This window comes from Enterobacter sp. SLBN-59 (assembly GCF_024807915.1).
GTDB classification, from domain to species: domain Bacteria; phylum Pseudomonadota; class Gammaproteobacteria; order Enterobacterales; family Enterobacteriaceae; genus Enterobacter; species Enterobacter asburiae_B.
The window spans coordinates 1255766-1270705 of the sequence record NZ_JANUFI010000001.1; the positions used below are offsets into that span (position 1 = coordinate 1255766).

At 55.8% G+C, this 14940-nt stretch carries 13 protein-coding genes and 1 pseudogene; 3 read left to right on the forward strand and 11 right to left on the reverse strand.

Annotated elements, in window-relative coordinates; all coding sequences use genetic code 11:
* Window positions 1-106: 106 nt before the first annotated feature.
* Together mfd and M2422_RS05940 are read left to right on the forward strand one after the other, a co-directional pair.
* Window positions 107-3553: a transcription-repair coupling factor gene (gene mfd, locus M2422_RS05935; RefSeq protein ID WP_259140215.1), complete on the forward strand. Its 3447-nt coding sequence runs from the start codon at window positions 107-109 to the stop codon at window positions 3551-3553.
* Between the two features lie 702 nt (window positions 3554-4255).
* Window positions 4256-4798 (forward strand): annotated as a pseudogene (locus M2422_RS05940) (L,D-transpeptidase family protein); the annotation flags it as partial.
* 74 nt (window positions 4799-4872) lie between these two features.
* On the opposite strand, the gene bhsA reads toward M2422_RS05940, so the two are convergent.
* On the reverse strand, window positions 4873-5130 hold the full coding sequence (bhsA, locus tag M2422_RS05945; RefSeq protein WP_023616599.1) for a multiple stress resistance protein BhsA: 258 nt from the start codon (window positions 5128-5130) through the stop codon (window positions 4873-4875).
* Between the two features lie 244 nt (window positions 5131-5374).
* Between bhsA and M2422_RS05950 the strand changes: the two genes are divergently transcribed.
* Window positions 5375-6010 carry a TetR/AcrR family transcriptional regulator gene (locus M2422_RS05950; RefSeq protein ID WP_029739866.1) on the forward strand — a complete coding sequence of 212 codons (636 nt, stop codon included), beginning with the start codon at window positions 5375-5377 and terminating at the stop codon, window positions 6008-6010.
* A 60-nt stretch (window positions 6011-6070) separates the two neighbouring features.
* Here M2422_RS05950 and M2422_RS05955 read toward each other — a convergent pair whose 3' ends face one another.
* From M2422_RS05955 to M2422_RS06000, 10 genes are all read right to left on the reverse strand, one after another.
* Window positions 6071-6610 (reverse strand): glycine zipper 2TM domain-containing protein, encoded by a 540-nt coding sequence (locus M2422_RS05955; protein ID WP_008500779.1) that lies wholly within the window; start codon window positions 6608-6610, stop codon window positions 6071-6073.
* A 193-nt stretch (window positions 6611-6803) separates the two neighbouring features.
* Window positions 6804-8108, reverse strand: a complete 1305-nt coding sequence (locus M2422_RS05960) for an NAD(P)/FAD-dependent oxidoreductase (RefSeq protein WP_024909038.1) — start codon at window positions 8106-8108, stop codon at window positions 6804-6806.
* Between the two features lie 238 nt (window positions 8109-8346).
* Window positions 8347-8889 (reverse strand): alpha/beta hydrolase YcfP, encoded by a 543-nt coding sequence (gene ycfP / locus M2422_RS05965; RefSeq protein WP_008500781.1) that lies wholly within the window; start codon window positions 8887-8889, stop codon window positions 8347-8349.
* Between the two features lie 34 nt (window positions 8890-8923).
* Entirely contained in the window at window positions 8924-9949 is a 1026-nt protein-coding gene (gene nagZ / locus M2422_RS05970) for a beta-N-acetylhexosaminidase (protein WP_064672931.1), read from the reverse strand.
* A gap of 11 nt (window positions 9950-9960) precedes the next feature.
* Window positions 9961-10785, reverse strand: a complete 825-nt coding sequence (thiK, locus tag M2422_RS05975; protein ID WP_064672285.1) for a thiamine kinase — start codon at window positions 10783-10785, stop codon at window positions 9961-9963.
* On the reverse strand, window positions 10766-11413 hold the full coding sequence (lpoB, locus tag M2422_RS05980; RefSeq protein ID WP_023311160.1) for a penicillin-binding protein activator LpoB: 648 nt from the start codon (window positions 11411-11413) through the stop codon (window positions 10766-10768). The genes thiK and lpoB overlap by 20 nt, the downstream gene beginning before the upstream one ends.
* Before the next feature lie 10 nt (window positions 11414-11423).
* Window positions 11424-11798 carry a YcfL family protein gene (locus tag M2422_RS05985; protein ID WP_023311159.1) on the reverse strand — a complete coding sequence of 125 codons (375 nt, stop codon included), beginning with the start codon at window positions 11796-11798 and terminating at the stop codon, window positions 11424-11426.
* Between the two features lies 1 nt (window position 11799).
* Window positions 11800-12159, reverse strand: coding sequence for a purine nucleoside phosphoramidase (hinT, locus tag M2422_RS05990; protein ID WP_033145218.1), 360 nt, complete (start codon window positions 12157-12159; stop codon window positions 11800-11802).
* A gap of 247 nt (window positions 12160-12406) precedes the next feature.
* Window positions 12407-13840 (reverse strand): PTS glucose transporter subunit IIBC, encoded by a 1434-nt coding sequence (gene ptsG / locus M2422_RS05995; RefSeq protein WP_023311158.1) that lies wholly within the window; start codon window positions 13838-13840, stop codon window positions 12407-12409.
* Between the two features lie 297 nt (window positions 13841-14137).
* The gene (locus M2422_RS06000) at window positions 14138-14932 is read right to left on the reverse strand and encodes a metal-dependent hydrolase (RefSeq protein ID WP_064672284.1); all 795 of its coding nucleotides are present in this window, start codon (window positions 14930-14932) and stop codon (window positions 14138-14140) included.
* Window positions 14933-14940 lie beyond the last annotated feature (8 nt).

Genomic DNA, 14940 nt, shown 5'->3' on the forward strand with positions numbered 1-14940 from the left:
CGGTTACGATTTGCTTATGTAAAACGATCGAGGATAATAAAGACATTGCGTATCAGTGATATGCCCCAATACTGTTGGTATATCCATAAGAGACTCTGACATAGCTATGCCTGAACACTATCGTTATTCCTTGCCTGTCAAAGCGGGCGACCAGCGCCAGCTGGGTGAACTCACGGGCGCGGCGTGCGCCACGCTGGTGGCGGAAATCGCCGAGCGTCACCCAGGCCCGGTGATTCTGGTTGCCCCGGATATGCAAAACGCCCTGCGCCTGCACGACGAAATTCGCCAGTTCACCGATAGCCTGGTATTCAGCCTGGCCGACTGGGAGACGCTGCCGTATGACAGCTTCTCTCCGCATCAGGAGATCATCTCCTCGCGCCTGTCGACGCTCTATCAGCTGCCGACCATGCAGCGCGGCGTGCTGATTGTGCCGGTGAACACCCTGATGCAGCGCGTCTGTCCGCACAGCTATCTGCACGGTCACGCGCTGGTGATGAAAAAAGGCCAGCGCCTCTCCCGTGATGCCCTGCGCGCGCAGCTTGACGGTGCCGGCTATCGCCACGTCGACCAGGTGATGGAGCACGGGGAATACGCGACCCGCGGCGCGCTGCTTGACCTTTACCCGATGGGCAGCGACCAGCCGTATCGTCTGGATTTCTTTGATGATGAAATCGACAGTCTGCGCGTATTCGACGCCGACACGCAGCGCACGCTGGAGGAAGTCGAGTCGATCAATTTACTGCCCGCGCATGAGTTCCCCACGGACAAAACCGCTATCGAGCTGTTCCGCAGCCAGTGGCGCGATAAGTTCGAGGTGAAGCGCGACGCGGAACATATTTATCAGCAGGTCAGTAAAGGCACGCTTCCAGCCGGGATCGAATACTGGCAGCCGCTGTTCTTCAACGAGCCGCTGCCTGCCCTGTTCAGCTACTTCCCGGCGAACACGCTGATTGTCAACACCGGGGATATCGACGCCAGCGCCAGCCGCTTTGAAAGCGAAACCCGCGCCCGTTTTGAAAACCGTGGCGTTGACCCAATGCGTCCGCTGCTGCCGCCGGAAGCGCTGTGGCTGCGCACCGACGAGCTCAACGCCGAGCTGAAGCGCTGGCCGCGCATGCAGCTGAAAACCGATTCGCTTGCCGAAAAGGCCGCCAATACCAACCTCGCCTTCCGGACGCTGCCGGACCTGGCCGTTCAGGCGCAGCAGAAATCCCCGCTGGATAATCTGCGCAAGTTCCTGGAGTCCTTCACCGGCCCGGTGGTGTTCTCCGTTGAGAGTGAAGGCCGCCGCGAAGCGTTAGGTGAGCTGCTGGGACGCATTAAGGTGGCGCCGAAGCGCATCCTGCGTCTGAGCGAAGCGACCGGAAACGGTCGTTACCTGATGATTGGCGCCGCCGAGCACGGGTTCATCGACACGCTCAACAACCTGGCGCTGATTTGCGAAAGCGACCTGCTGGGCGAGCGCGTCGCGCGCCGCCGTCAGGACAGCCGTCGGACCATCAACCCGGACACGCTGATCCGTAACCTGGCCGAGCTGCATCCGGGCCAGCCGATTGTTCACCTGGAACACGGCGTTGGGCGCTATCAGGGGATGACCACGCTGGAAGCGGGCGGCATCAAAGGTGAATATCTGATGCTCACCTACGCCAACGACGCCAAACTGTATGTCCCGGTCTCCTCCCTGCATCTGATCAGCCGCTACGCGGGCGGCGCCGAAGAAAATGCGCCGCTGCACAAGCTGGGCGGCGATGCCTGGGCGCGCGCGCGCCAGAAGGCGGCGGAAAAAGTGCGCGACGTGGCGGCCGAGCTGCTGGATATCTACGCCCAGCGCTCGGCCAAACAGGGCTTCGCCTTTAAGCACGATAAAGAACAGTACCAGCTGTTCTGCGACAGCTTCCCGTTTGAAACCACGCCGGATCAGGCCCAGGCCATCAACGCCGTGCTGAGCGACATGTGCCAGCCGCTGGCCATGGACCGCTTAGTCTGCGGCGACGTCGGCTTCGGCAAAACCGAAGTGGCGATGCGCGCCGCCTTCCTTGCGGTGGAAAACAACAAGCAGGTGGCGGTGCTGGTGCCGACCACCCTGCTCGCTCAGCAGCACTTTGACAACTTCCGCGACCGTTTCGCCAACTGGCCGGTACGTATCGAGATGCTCTCGCGTTTTCGCAGCACTAAAGAGCAGACGCAGATCCTCGAACAGGCCAGCGAAGGCAAAATCGATATTCTGATCGGCACCCACAAGCTGCTGCAAAGCGATGTGAAGTGGAAAGATCTGGGGCTGCTGATCGTCGACGAAGAGCACCGCTTCGGGGTGCGTCATAAAGAGCGCATCAAAGCGATGCGCGCCGACGTCGATATCCTGACTCTGACCGCAACGCCGATTCCGCGAACCCTGAACATGGCGATGAGCGGCATGCGCGATCTGTCTATTATCGCCACGCCGCCGGCGCGCCGTCTGGCGGTGAAAACCTTTGTCCGCGAGTACGATAATCTGGTGGTGCGTGAGGCCATTCTGCGTGAAGTGCTGCGCGGAGGTCAGGTCTACTACCTCTACAATGACGTGGAAAACATCCAGAAAGCGGCGGACAGGCTGGCGGAGCTGGTGCCGGAAGCGCGCATAGCTATCGGTCACGGGCAGATGCGCGAGCGCGAGCTGGAGCGGGTAATGAACGACTTCCACCACCAGCGCTTTAACGTGCTGGTGTGCACCACCATCATTGAGACCGGGATCGACATTCCGACGGCAAACACCATCATCATTGAGCGTGCGGATCACTTTGGCCTGGCGCAGCTTCACCAGCTGCGCGGCCGCGTCGGACGTTCGCACCATCAGGCCTACGCCTGGCTACTGACGCCGCATCCGAAAGCGATGACCACCGACGCGCAAAAGCGTCTGGAAGCCATCGCCTCGCTGGAAGACCTCGGCGCAGGCTTTGCGCTGGCCACGCACGATCTCGAGATCCGCGGTGCCGGCGAGCTGCTGGGTGAAGACCAGAGCGGCTCCATGGAGACCATCGGCTTCTCGCTCTATATGGAGCTGCTGGAGAACGCGGTTGATGCCCTGAAGGACGGACGCGAGCCGTCGCTGGAAGATCTCACCAGCCAGCAGACCGAGGTCGAGCTGCGTATGCCTTCCCTGCTGCCGGACGATTTCATTCCGGACGTGAATACCCGACTGTCGTTCTACAAGCGCATCGCCAGCGCGAAGAAGGAGAACGAGCTGGAAGAGATCAAGGTGGAGCTGATTGACCGCTTTGGTCTGCTGCCCGATCCGGCGAGAAATTTGCTGGATATCGCGAGGCTGCGCCAGCAGGCGCAAAAGTTGGGGATCCGCAAGCTTGAAGGCAATGAAAAAGGCGGCGTGATTGAATTCGCCGAGAAGAATCACGTCAACCCGATGTGGCTAATCGGCCTGCTGCAAAAACAGCCGCAGCATTTCCGTCTGGATGGTCCAACCCGTCTGAAATTTACCCAGGAGCTGACGGAGCGCAAAACCCGTATGGACTGGGTGCGTAACTTTATGCGTCAGCTGGAAGAGAACGCGATCGCTTAACCTTCCTTCCCCCTGTTAGCTGAGGAGTTTCATGTAGTTTATTAACCGGAAGCGATGAAAGTTGCTTCCGGGAATGAACAGCTTACAGCGACACCCTGGTCCGGCTGTAAATCGCTGAGGCGTTTCCTGCAGGCCGGGGCGAGGCGCAGGGATGCGCCGAGAGGGCGGGCTTTACATGGTCGTTGCCTCCGCCCGTCCCCGATAAGCCGGAAGGAATAAGCCGAAGACAAAATTGCCGGGAGCAATTTTGGACAGCGCTTGCGCTGGCCCCGAAGGGGTGAGCCCCAGGGATGGGGCGAACAATCCGCGAAGCGGCGATTTACCGCCGGGAGCCTGGGTCGCCAGGGTGGTGGCGATTGAGCCACCCTGGCACGTTCACCGGTTATGTCGTTAAAGAGTAGCAAGGAACATGAAGTGAACGGAATGACCACCAGAGCCGTATGTTCCCCCTCACCCCAGCCCTCTCCCTCAAGGGAAAGGGGGTCGTCCGTGAAGGCATTATTTTATGGGATCCCTTCCCCCTGTTAGCCCGGCGCTACGGGGGGACAATTTACAAACTCTTTGCACTTCACCCGATCTTCCCGACACACCCATTCGCCATAATTATGTTTAACGCCTTATAAAAAAATAACCTTATCATTTATATGGATTATGGTGATGATGACCTCTTCGCGTTTTACTCGCTGGATGACCCTGTTGGCGCTGGCAGCCACCGTCTCGGATAAACGCGCGAATCCAACCTGGACCCCGACGGCCAACATTCGTGCCCGCTATAAGGCCCAGGGGATCGATCTTCCTGCCGTGGTGCCGGCTGGTCCGGATAACCCGATGGGGCACCACGCGATACGCCTCGCGGCATACGGCGGCGTCTACCTGCTGCACGGAACGAATGCGGACTTTGGCATCGGCATGCGCGTCAGCTCCGGCTGTATTCGTCTGCGCGATGACGATATCAAAACGCTGTTTAACGTCGTTACGCCGGGAACCAAAGTGAATATTATCAATACGCCGATTAAAGTTTCAGAGGAGCCCGGCGGCGTGCGGCTGGTTGAGATACATCAGCCGTTATCGAAAAACATTGGTGACGATCCGCAGACGCTGCCCATCAACCTGAATGCCGCGATGGTAAGCTTTAAAACGAATGCCAATACCAACAGCGTGGTGATGGAGCGTGCGATGGAAGCCCGGTCAGGCATGCCGACCGATGTCACCCGGCATCACGATGTCGTCCCGCAGTCGATGTAAATCAGAAATAAAAAACGCCCTGCTGAGCAGGGCGTTTTTTATTGCAGTGGCATAAATGAGGGTTTATGCACGGCTTATTTGTAGATGACCGCCGTGCCGTGCAGGGTGTTAGGACCGGTCACTGAGGTGATGCGGTAAGATTTTGCACCCATCTCTTGCGCTTTTTGCGCCAGCTGATCTTCCAGGGAACCCAGGTTAGTACCTGCAGACGCAGAGATTGTCCCGACTTTATGCTGGTCGGCAGGGGTGGATTGCACCTGTACAGCAGCAAAGCTTGCGAAAGAGAGTGAACTCAGGACAGCGGCAGCGATGAGAGTTTTTACGTTTTTCATGATGTTTACCTTTAGCAGATGAATTTGGAGGTCGTTAATCATTTAGTTAACGATCGATAGGTAAATCATAAATGTGATCCATGTCACGCGTCAACATAATTTTATAACGAGCGTTAACTTAATTTTAAAATTGTTATTTTTCATACATATATGATTAATTTATTTTTAAGCATTCTGCACTGGTGGTGGGTTGCGTTTATTTTTATAATGGTCATTCACCAAACCAACAGAGGACCAACGGCAAATGACAACCGATGTCACGAGTTGTGCGAAGAAAAGCCGTGGCCGACCAAAAGTGTTTGACAGGGATGCAGCGCTTGATAAGGCCATGACTCTCTTCTGGCAACATGGGTATGAAGCAACCTCGCTTTCCGATCTGGTAGAAGCTACCGGAGCCAAAGCGCCGACGCTGTATGCCGAATTTACTAATAAAGAGGGGCTGTTCAGGGCGGTGCTGGACAGATACATTTCGCGCTTTGCGGCGAAACACGAAGCCCAGCTGTTCTGCGAAGAGAAAAGCGTTGAACAGGCGCTCCGGGACTATTTCACCGCCGTCGCGACCTGCTTTACCAGTAAAGAGACGCCTGCGGGCTGCTTTATGATTAACACCTCTGCCACCCTGGCGGCGTCCTCTAAAGAGATTGCCAATACGGTGAAATCACGGCATGCCATGCAGGAGGAGACCCTCAGCGCATTTCTGGCTCAGCGCCAGCAGCGCGGTGAAATCCCCGCGCAATGCAACCCTCAGCTGCTGGCGCAATACCTGAGCTGTATTTTGCAGGGGATGTCGATCAGCGCCCGCGAAGGGGCCACGCTGGAAAAACTGCAGCATATTAGCGAAACCACGCTGCGGCTGTGGCCTGAGCTACTGAAAATCTGAAGCAAAAAAAAAGCTCCTCAGCCTGAGCGCATGAGGAGCTAAATTCAGAGAACATCTTTTTTACACTTTGTTATTCAGAACCAGCTGGCCGTTTCCATCCAGTGGAATTTGCGTGCCCGGGTCTTTATCCATGCGGATTTTACCCTGCTGATCGCCAATTTTGTACGTCACGTCATAGCCCAGCATTTTTTCCGACTTGTCATAGACGGTTTTGCAGCGTTGCTGAGTCGTGGTGTAGGTATCATTATCCTGCATCGCGCCCTGCACCTGGTTACCGGCATAGCCGCCACCCAGCGCGCCGACCACAGTCGCCACGTCTTTACCCCGGCCGCCGCCAAACTGGTGACCAATTACGCCACCCGCTACCGCCCCCAGAACAGAACCGGCAATGCGGTTTTCATCCTGCACCGGACGACGGTGCGTCACGGAGACGTTACGGCACTCCTGACGAGGCGTTTTTACGGTTTCTTTAATCGGTGTAGCAGAAACCACCTGTGCATACTGCGGGCCGCGATCTAATACGTTGAGACTGGCAACGGCAGCCACACCTAACGCAGCCGCGACACCAATCCCTATACCCGCCAACATTGATTTATTCACGGGACTTCCTCCTTTGTTGCTATTGGTAACAATTTTGCAATGGAGGCACGGCTTCGCCAATAAGATAAAGGATCAAAAAAGGGGCGTTGAGAGGAGATATATTGTATTTAGGAGAACTCTTAAGCAGTCAAACTGTGATCTACAGCATGAAATGCTAAAAACTCCCTCCGGAGGGCCCGGAGGGAGTGAAAGATTAGTGCAGCTTCAGACGCGGACGGATCACGCGGTTGATTCTGCCCACCAGCATCATCAGCCCGGTTTTGAAATAGCCGTGCAGCGCAATCTGGTGCATGCGGTACAGGGAGATATACACGAAGCGGGCAATGCGCCCTTCTACCATCATTGAGCCGCGCATCAGGTTGCCCATCAGGCTGCCGACGGTAGAGAAGTTTGACAATGACACCAGTGAACCGTGGTCTTTGTAGACATAGGCTTTCATTGGCTTGCCTTTGTACTGCGCCAGAATATTGTGCAGCACCAGGCTTGCCATCTGGTGAGCGGCCTGCGCGCGCGGCGGCACGAATCCACCTTCAGGACGCGCGCAGGAGGCACAGTCACCGATAGCAAAGATTTCAGGGTCACGCGTGGTTTGCAGCGTTGGCTCGGTTACCAGTTGATTAATGCGGTTCGTTTCCAGACCGCCGATCTCTTTCATAAAGTCAGGCGCTTTGATACCTGCCGCCCAGACCATCAGATCCGCTTTGATATACTCGCCGTCTTTGGTGTGCAGACCGCCTTCGTCGGCGCTGGTCACCATGGTTTGCGTCAGCACCCGCACGCCCAGCTTGGTGAGCTCATTGTGCGCCGCACCGGAAATTCGCGGAGGCAGCGCAGGCAGGATACGTTCACCGGCTTCAACCAGCGTCACGTTCAGCGCTTCGTTAGTTAACCCTTTGTAACCGTAGCTGTGCAGCTGTTTCACCGCATTGTGCAGCTCCGCAGACAGCTCAACGCCCGTCGCACCGCCGCCAACAATAGCGATATTCACCTTACCGTTCGCACCCATATTGCTGGTGTACTTCAGGAACAGGTTCAGCATTTCCTGATGGAAACGTCGCGCCTGGTGCGGGTTATCGAGGAAGATACAGTGCTCTTTCACGCCCGGCGTATTGAAATCGTTGGAGGTACTGCCCAGCGCCATGACCAGCGTGTCGTACGGCAGTTTACGCTCGGGAACCAGCAGCTCCCCTTTTTCATCGCGCAGCTCTGCCAGGGTGATGGTTTTGCTTTCACGGTTGATGTCCACCACCGAGCCCAGCTGGAACTGGAAATGATGGTTACGGGCGTGCGCCAGATAGCTGAGCGCGTCCACGCCCTCATCCAGAGAACCGGTCGCCACTTCGTGCAGCAGCGGTTTCCACAGGTGGCTATGGTTACGATCCACCAGCGTAATTTTGGCTTTTTTACCGCGACCCAGCTTCTTGCCTAGCTGTGTAGCCAGCTCCAGCCCGCCAGCACCACCGCCTACAATCACTATCTTTTTCAATGGCGTAGTCAACGTGACCCCCTCAAATTATTAACCAATTGTTAATTAAAAGTTATAAAAATAACCCTTAATTAACAACAGGTTACAGCACTGAAACCATTCAGGTGCATTGAGAATACCACGTCAGGCGCATTGGTCATACCAAAATTGATATGCGTCAAGTTTTGATGGCTTAAAAGTAGACAATTCTGGTCAAAAAGAAAGCCCGGCACGCTTTCGCGGCCGGGCTTTGATGCATGCGGGAAATTGATTAACCCAGCGTTTTAAACGCTTTGATACGCTGCAGATGCGGGGAGATGTTTTTGAACTTGTGGGTCTGTTCTTCGTCCCAGACGATCTCATAGTAATGATGCAGGAGCTCTGCTGCCCGATGGCTGTTGAGCGCTTCATCATTACGGGAAAGGATCACCAGGCAGCGGTCGCGGTTTTTCTCACGGAAGTTGCTCACGCACTTGGTCGCAATATCGACATACTCTTCCGGACGGTCAATTTTGCCTTCCATGTTCTCGTTCGGGAACAGGTTAGGATTGAACACCACCTGGCGAATGTCGCACAGGAAGCCAATCCGCTCCGCCCAGTAGCCGCCCAGCCCTACGCCGCAAATCAACGGGCGATCGTCGACGTTGAGCTGCAACATCTTGTCCACCTCTTTGAGCAGATGCTGCATATCATGCTTCGGATGACGCGTGCTGTAGCTGATCAACCGTACATCCGGATCGATAAACTGCAGCTGCAGCACCTTCTCATGATTACCAGGACTGTTTGAGTCAAAACCGTGTAAATAGATGATCATCGTCTTCTCACCACGCTACGCCTTCCGGGAGGGTTTACAGGCTGGCTTTATGTGCCTGCCAGCGCTCATTCAGGTCTTCAAGCCGGGCGTTGACCGTCTTCCAGCGCGCCGAATCCATCAGCTCCTGACGGCTAAATGAACCTTTATGATACAATTGTGTAACACGCTCTGCATTGATCGGCGACAGGTTATCCAGCACGCTAACGGCACCTTTACGATTATTGCAGACCAGGATCATATCGCAACCTGCATCCAGCGATGCCTGACCGCGTTCAGCGTAGCTGCCCATGATCGCGGCCCCTTCCATCGACAAATCGTCAGAGAAAATCACGCCGTTGAAGCCCAGTTCCTGACGCAGAACGGTTTTCAGCCAGTGCGGAGAACCGCTGGCAGGACGCGGGTCGACGTCGCTATAAATCACGTGCGCGGGCATAATGGCATTCAGCTTGTTATAGGTGATAAGCGACTGGAAAACCGACATATCTTTGGCGCGAATTTCCGCTTCCGGGCGCGGATCGCGCGGGGTCTCTTTGTGAGAATCCGCCGTCACCGCCCCGTGACCCGGGAAGTGTTTCCCGGTGGTTTTCATTCCTGCATCGTGCATGCCGTCGATGAACCGGGTTGCCATTGCCAGCGCAATACGCGGGTCTTCATGGTATGAGCGCTCGCCAATGGCAGCGCTGATATGCCCTACATCCAGCACCGGGGCAAAGCTGATGTCGATATCCATGGCAATCATTTCGCTGGCCATCAGCCAGCCGGCCTCCTGCGCCAGTTTTCCACCCTCTTCCGTGCCGAGCAGCGCGGCGAATGACTGGGCTGCCGGGAGACGGGTAAAACCGTCGCGAAAACGCTGCACGCGCCCGCCTTCCTGATCGACGGCCACCACCAGATGGTTACGCGACGCGGCGCGGATCTGACGCACCAGCTCGCGCAGCTGCGCCGGATCGTGATAGTTGCGGGTAAACAGGATCAGGCCACCCACCAGCGGATGCGCCAGAATTTCACGCTCCTCCGCATCCAGCTCAAACCCTTCAACATCCAACATGACTGGACCCACATCCACCTCTCTTATCCTTTAGTTTGTAACTGACGCCAGGCATCGTCTGCCAGCGCAATAAATTGTTTGTCTCTGGACTGCCGATAGCGCATTTCAAACCAGCCTGCCATTAACATGATGACCCATGGTCGCCAGCGTCTGACCTGACGCCTCAGCGCGTCGGGGTCAATATGTGCCACCCGGGAGTAGCCCCTGATGAGCATCTGCCGCGCGGCTTCACTCTCCGTCCAGACGGCCGCCAGCTCCAGCGCCACATCGCCATCTCCGGCATACTCCCAGTCGATAAGCCTGATCCCCGCTGGCGTATGAACAATATTCCCGGCATGAACATCCATATGCAGCGGCGTGAGCCGAATCGGCTGCGGCTCGCCCGTTTTACGCAGCCGCTTAAGATGTGCCAGCCACACTGGAGTACGCCTGTCAGGCAGGGCTTGCTGCCAGTAATGTTCAAGCAGCGGGAATAACGTCGTTCGCCACCCCAGACGTGGCTGCCGGTGCAGATGATACAGCACCGCCGCAAGCTCCGGCGTGTCCGGCAGCGCGCTTTTAACTTCACCTTCCAGATAGTCGACGGCCATCCAGCCCTGTCTGAAAAAACGAGGGGCAGGTACGAGATCCGCCGGAAGACGTCTCAGGGCACGAAACTGACGACGGAAATGGGAGGCAGGCGCGTCGGGGTCGTGATTTTGCCGCAAGACCAGACGTCGTTCGCCCTGTTCTATAATGCAACTCGCGCCGCCAAGCCCGGAATGGGCCTGCGGCGCGATAAGGCGGTACTGAGGAAAATAGCGCGTCAGAATCTCTTCACGCGTGCCGTCATTGTTGCGTAACCGCACCTTTACCTGACCAGATAATTTCGCCTGTCTGAACCAGCATCAGCTGCATCTGCAGGGCTGGGGTATTCACGTTACCGGTGGCGTTAGAGTACAGCACATACTGTGCGCCAACGTTACGGGCAATGCCGATCGCCTTGCTGCGGGTACCGAGGCTATCCTGCGGCGACAGGCCCAGCTGCTGTTTGGCGACGGCGAGCTGCTGAGCCGAGACCAGCGTAAACTTGCCGTTGTTAGCGAGAGCATTGCGCAGGGTTTCCGTGGCTTCACCCGCGTTCAGCGAACCGTTGGTACGGTTGTTCACGCTGTCGACCAGCAATACGCTGCCCGCCGTCACGCCCTGCGCCTGCAGCATTTTGCCTACCATCGGCTGCATCGCCCCGTTCCAGTCGTAATGGCGCACGCGCGGCGTGGGCTGTGACGTCTGGTCCGGATGTTCAATCGGACCTGGCTGCGCCGGAATAGACGGTACAGACGGCACGGTTGGCTGCTGCTGCGTTGGCGGTGTCGGCTGTTCAGTACCCGGTTTAGCCTCTTCCACAGGCGCAGGCTGTTCAGTTCGGGTCACACACCCTGCAAGAAACAGAGCGAAAGCTGTCACGAGCGCATAGCGGCTCAAATTTTTAATCAAGGTTCACCCCTCAGAGATAAAGATAAAGTCTCACCTTATGCGCACCCAGATAGTTGGCGCTGCCATAGAGCGTTACCGACGACCTGGCCGGAATGGTGACGCTGCGCGGCGCCTCCAGCGGATGCATTTCAAGACCTCTTACGTCATACCAGAAAAAACGGTAGTGAACCGTCACCGGTTCATGTCTTTCATTAAAGAGCGTAGAGGAGGCAGATGAGTTGATTTCACTGATGGTCAACGCGGGCTGTTGCGCCGTGATGCCCGCGGCAAGCACAGAGGACTCCATGACCAGCGTCTGTTCATCATTCACGGGGATCGCCGGACGCGAGCTGCACCCCACAATCATCATCGCCATTACCAGCGCTGCAATACGCCCTTTCAGCATGTCAAAGACCTTTATGTGCCAGCATCGGCCCCAGAGGACGTCCACCCAGCAGATGCATGTGAATATGATAAACTTCCTGGCCACCATGGCGGTTGCAGTTCATGATCAGACGGTAACCGTCTTCTGCAATCCCTTCCTGTTCAGCGATTCTGGCAGCCACAGTCAGCATACGACCTAACGCCACTTCATGCTCGGTTTTTACGTCGTTTACAGTCGGAATCAGAATATTGGGAATGATAAGGATGTGCGTCGGGGCCTGAGGGGAAATGTCCCGGAAAGCCGTCACCAGTTCATCCTGATAGACGATATCCGACGGGATTTCGCGGCGGATAATTTTACTGAAAATCGTTTCTTCAGCCATGACCTTTTCCTTTTTTGTTTAATCTGGCGCAATGCGTCCGCTGTAAACACACTCCCGGGATCGGTGTGTGACACAATCCAAGAGTATGAGCGAGTTTCTCCTGTCCTTTCAACCTCCTCCCTCGATTTCTTTCCTGAATGTTCATCAGCTGACTGAAGAGTGACCGCTCTCGCGTCTCAGTGGCGTTTTTTAAGACACAAATAAAAAAGGCAGCCATTCGGCTGCCTTAGTCTCCCCAGGTCACAACTTAGTTGCTGCGGATGTACTCATCCATTTCGGTTTTCAGGTTATCGGATTTGGTACCGAAGATTGCCTGTACACCAGAACCTGCAACAACTACGCCCGCTGCGCCCAGTTTTTTCAGACCCGGCTGGTCTACTTTCGCCACGTCGGCAACGCTCACACGCAGACGAGTGATGCACGCGTCCAGGTTAGTGATGTTCTCTTTACCGCCAAACGCTGCGACCAGTGCCGGAGCCATTTCGCTGGTAGCGCCAGCTTTGCTGTCTTCTGTCGCATCTTCACGACCCGGAGTTTTCAGGTCCAGTGCTTTAATCAGCACGCGGAAGATGGTGTAGTAAACAACGGCATAGCACGCACCCACGATTGGGAACAGCCACAGTTTGCTGCTGTTACCGGACAGAACGATGAAGTCGATCAGACCGTGAGAGAAGGACGTACCGTCACGCATACCCAGCAGGATACAGATTGGGAACGCCAGGCCCGCCAGAATCGCGTGGATAACGTACAGGATCGGCGCAACGAACATGAAGGAGAACTCGATCGGCTCGGTGATACCGGTCAGGAACGAGGTCAGCGCTGCGGAGATCATGATACCGCCCACTTTTGCACGGTTCTCTGGCTTAGCAGAGTGCCAGATAGCAATCGCAGCTGCTGGCAGACCGTACATTTTGAACAGGAAGCCACCAGACAGTTTACCTGCAGTTGGGTCGCCCGCCATGTAACGTGGGATATCGCCGTGGAATACCTGACCTGCTGCGTTGGTGAATTCACCAATCTGCATCTGGAATGGAACGTTCCAGATGTGGTGCAGACCGAATGGCACCAGGCAACGCTCGATGAAGCCGTAGATACCAAACGCCACAACCGGGTTCTGGTAAGCAGCCCACTGAGAGAAGGTCTGGATAGCAGAGCCGATTGGTGGCCAGATGAAGGACAGGATCACGCCAGTGAAAATCGCTGCCAGACCAGAGATGATCGGAACGAAACGCTTGCCCGCGAAGAAGCCCAGATACTCAGGCAGCTTGATGCGATAGAAGCGGTTAAACATATACGCTGCAATCGCACCGGAGATGATACCGCCCAGAACACCGGTGTCCGCCAGGTGTTTCGCGGCGATCTCTTCTGCCGGTAAATGCAGAACCAGCGGCGCAACCACAGCCATGGTTTTCACCATGATGCCGTAGGCAACCACTGCAGCCAGCGCAGAAACGCCGTCGTTATTGGTGAAGCCCAGAGCCACACCGATCGCGAAGATCAGTGGCATGTTAGCAAAGACAGAACCGCCTGCTTCGGCCATCACGTGGGACACTACGGCTGGCAGCCAGCTGAAGTTAGCAGAACCGACACCCAGCAGGATACCTGCGATAGGCAGTACGGATACTGGCAGCATCAGCGATTTACCGACCTTTTGCAGGTTAGCAAATGCATTCTTAAACATAATTGAGAGTGCTCCTGAGTATTTGTGCTTTTTTTACGCTTTCACGCATTGGCCCGGGGGGAGTACCGTGCCGTGGACAGGACATCTAAGCGCCCTTTATTTATTACACAGAGTAAAATAATTCCCTCTGAGTTTGTTTGACGGCTATCACGTTTCAGCTTAAGACGGTCGAAAAACTTTCAGTTATTTACAAAAAGCATGTCCAGATGTGTCTAAATACACACTCACCGCCCCAAATGAGGCGGTGAACTTTACTCGCTTTACTTATTAATTACGAGCCTAAAAAAAACAGGTGTATCAGACAGATTGCAGGCGGGCGGGGTCGATATGGAACAGCGTGGAGAAGTTTTCCGTCGTCACGCGGGCCAGCTCATCGATGCTGACGCCCTTCAGTACGGCCATGTACTCAGCCACGTCTCTCGTCATAGCGGGCTGGTTCTCTTTACCGCGATGCGGTACCGGTGCCAGGTACGGAGAATCCGTCTCCACCAGAATACGATCGAGCGGAACATAACGTGCAGCATCACGCAGCTGCTCAGCGTTACGGAACGTCACGATCCCCGAAAACGAGATATAAAACCCCAAATCAAGCAGCTTCCCCGCCGTTTCTCTGTCTTCTGTGAAACAGTGTAGTACGCCACCGCAATCCGTCACGTTTTCTTCCCGGAGGATTGCCAGGGTATCCGCGCGCGCATCGCGGGTGTGGACGATAACCGGCTTGTTCAGTTCCCGGCCAATGCGAATATGATTGCGGAAGGACTCCTGCTGGCGCGGTTTGGTTTCCGGCGTGTAAAAATAGTCCAGCCCGGTCTCGCCCATCGCCACCACGCCCTCTTCTGCTGCCAGTCGGCGCAGATCCTCAACGGCGTAGGCCTCGTCCTGATTCAGCGGATGTACGCCGCAGGAGAAAACCACGTTATCGCGAACGCCCACCAGCTCACGCATGGAGCGATAGCCCGGCAGCGTGGTCGCCACCGCAAGACAGAATTTCACATCGCGGGCAGCGGCTTTTGCCAGCACGTCATCCACGTTTTTATGCAGGGATTGATAATCCAGGCCATCAAGATGGCAGTGTGAGTCGACTAAAAACATAATGTCTC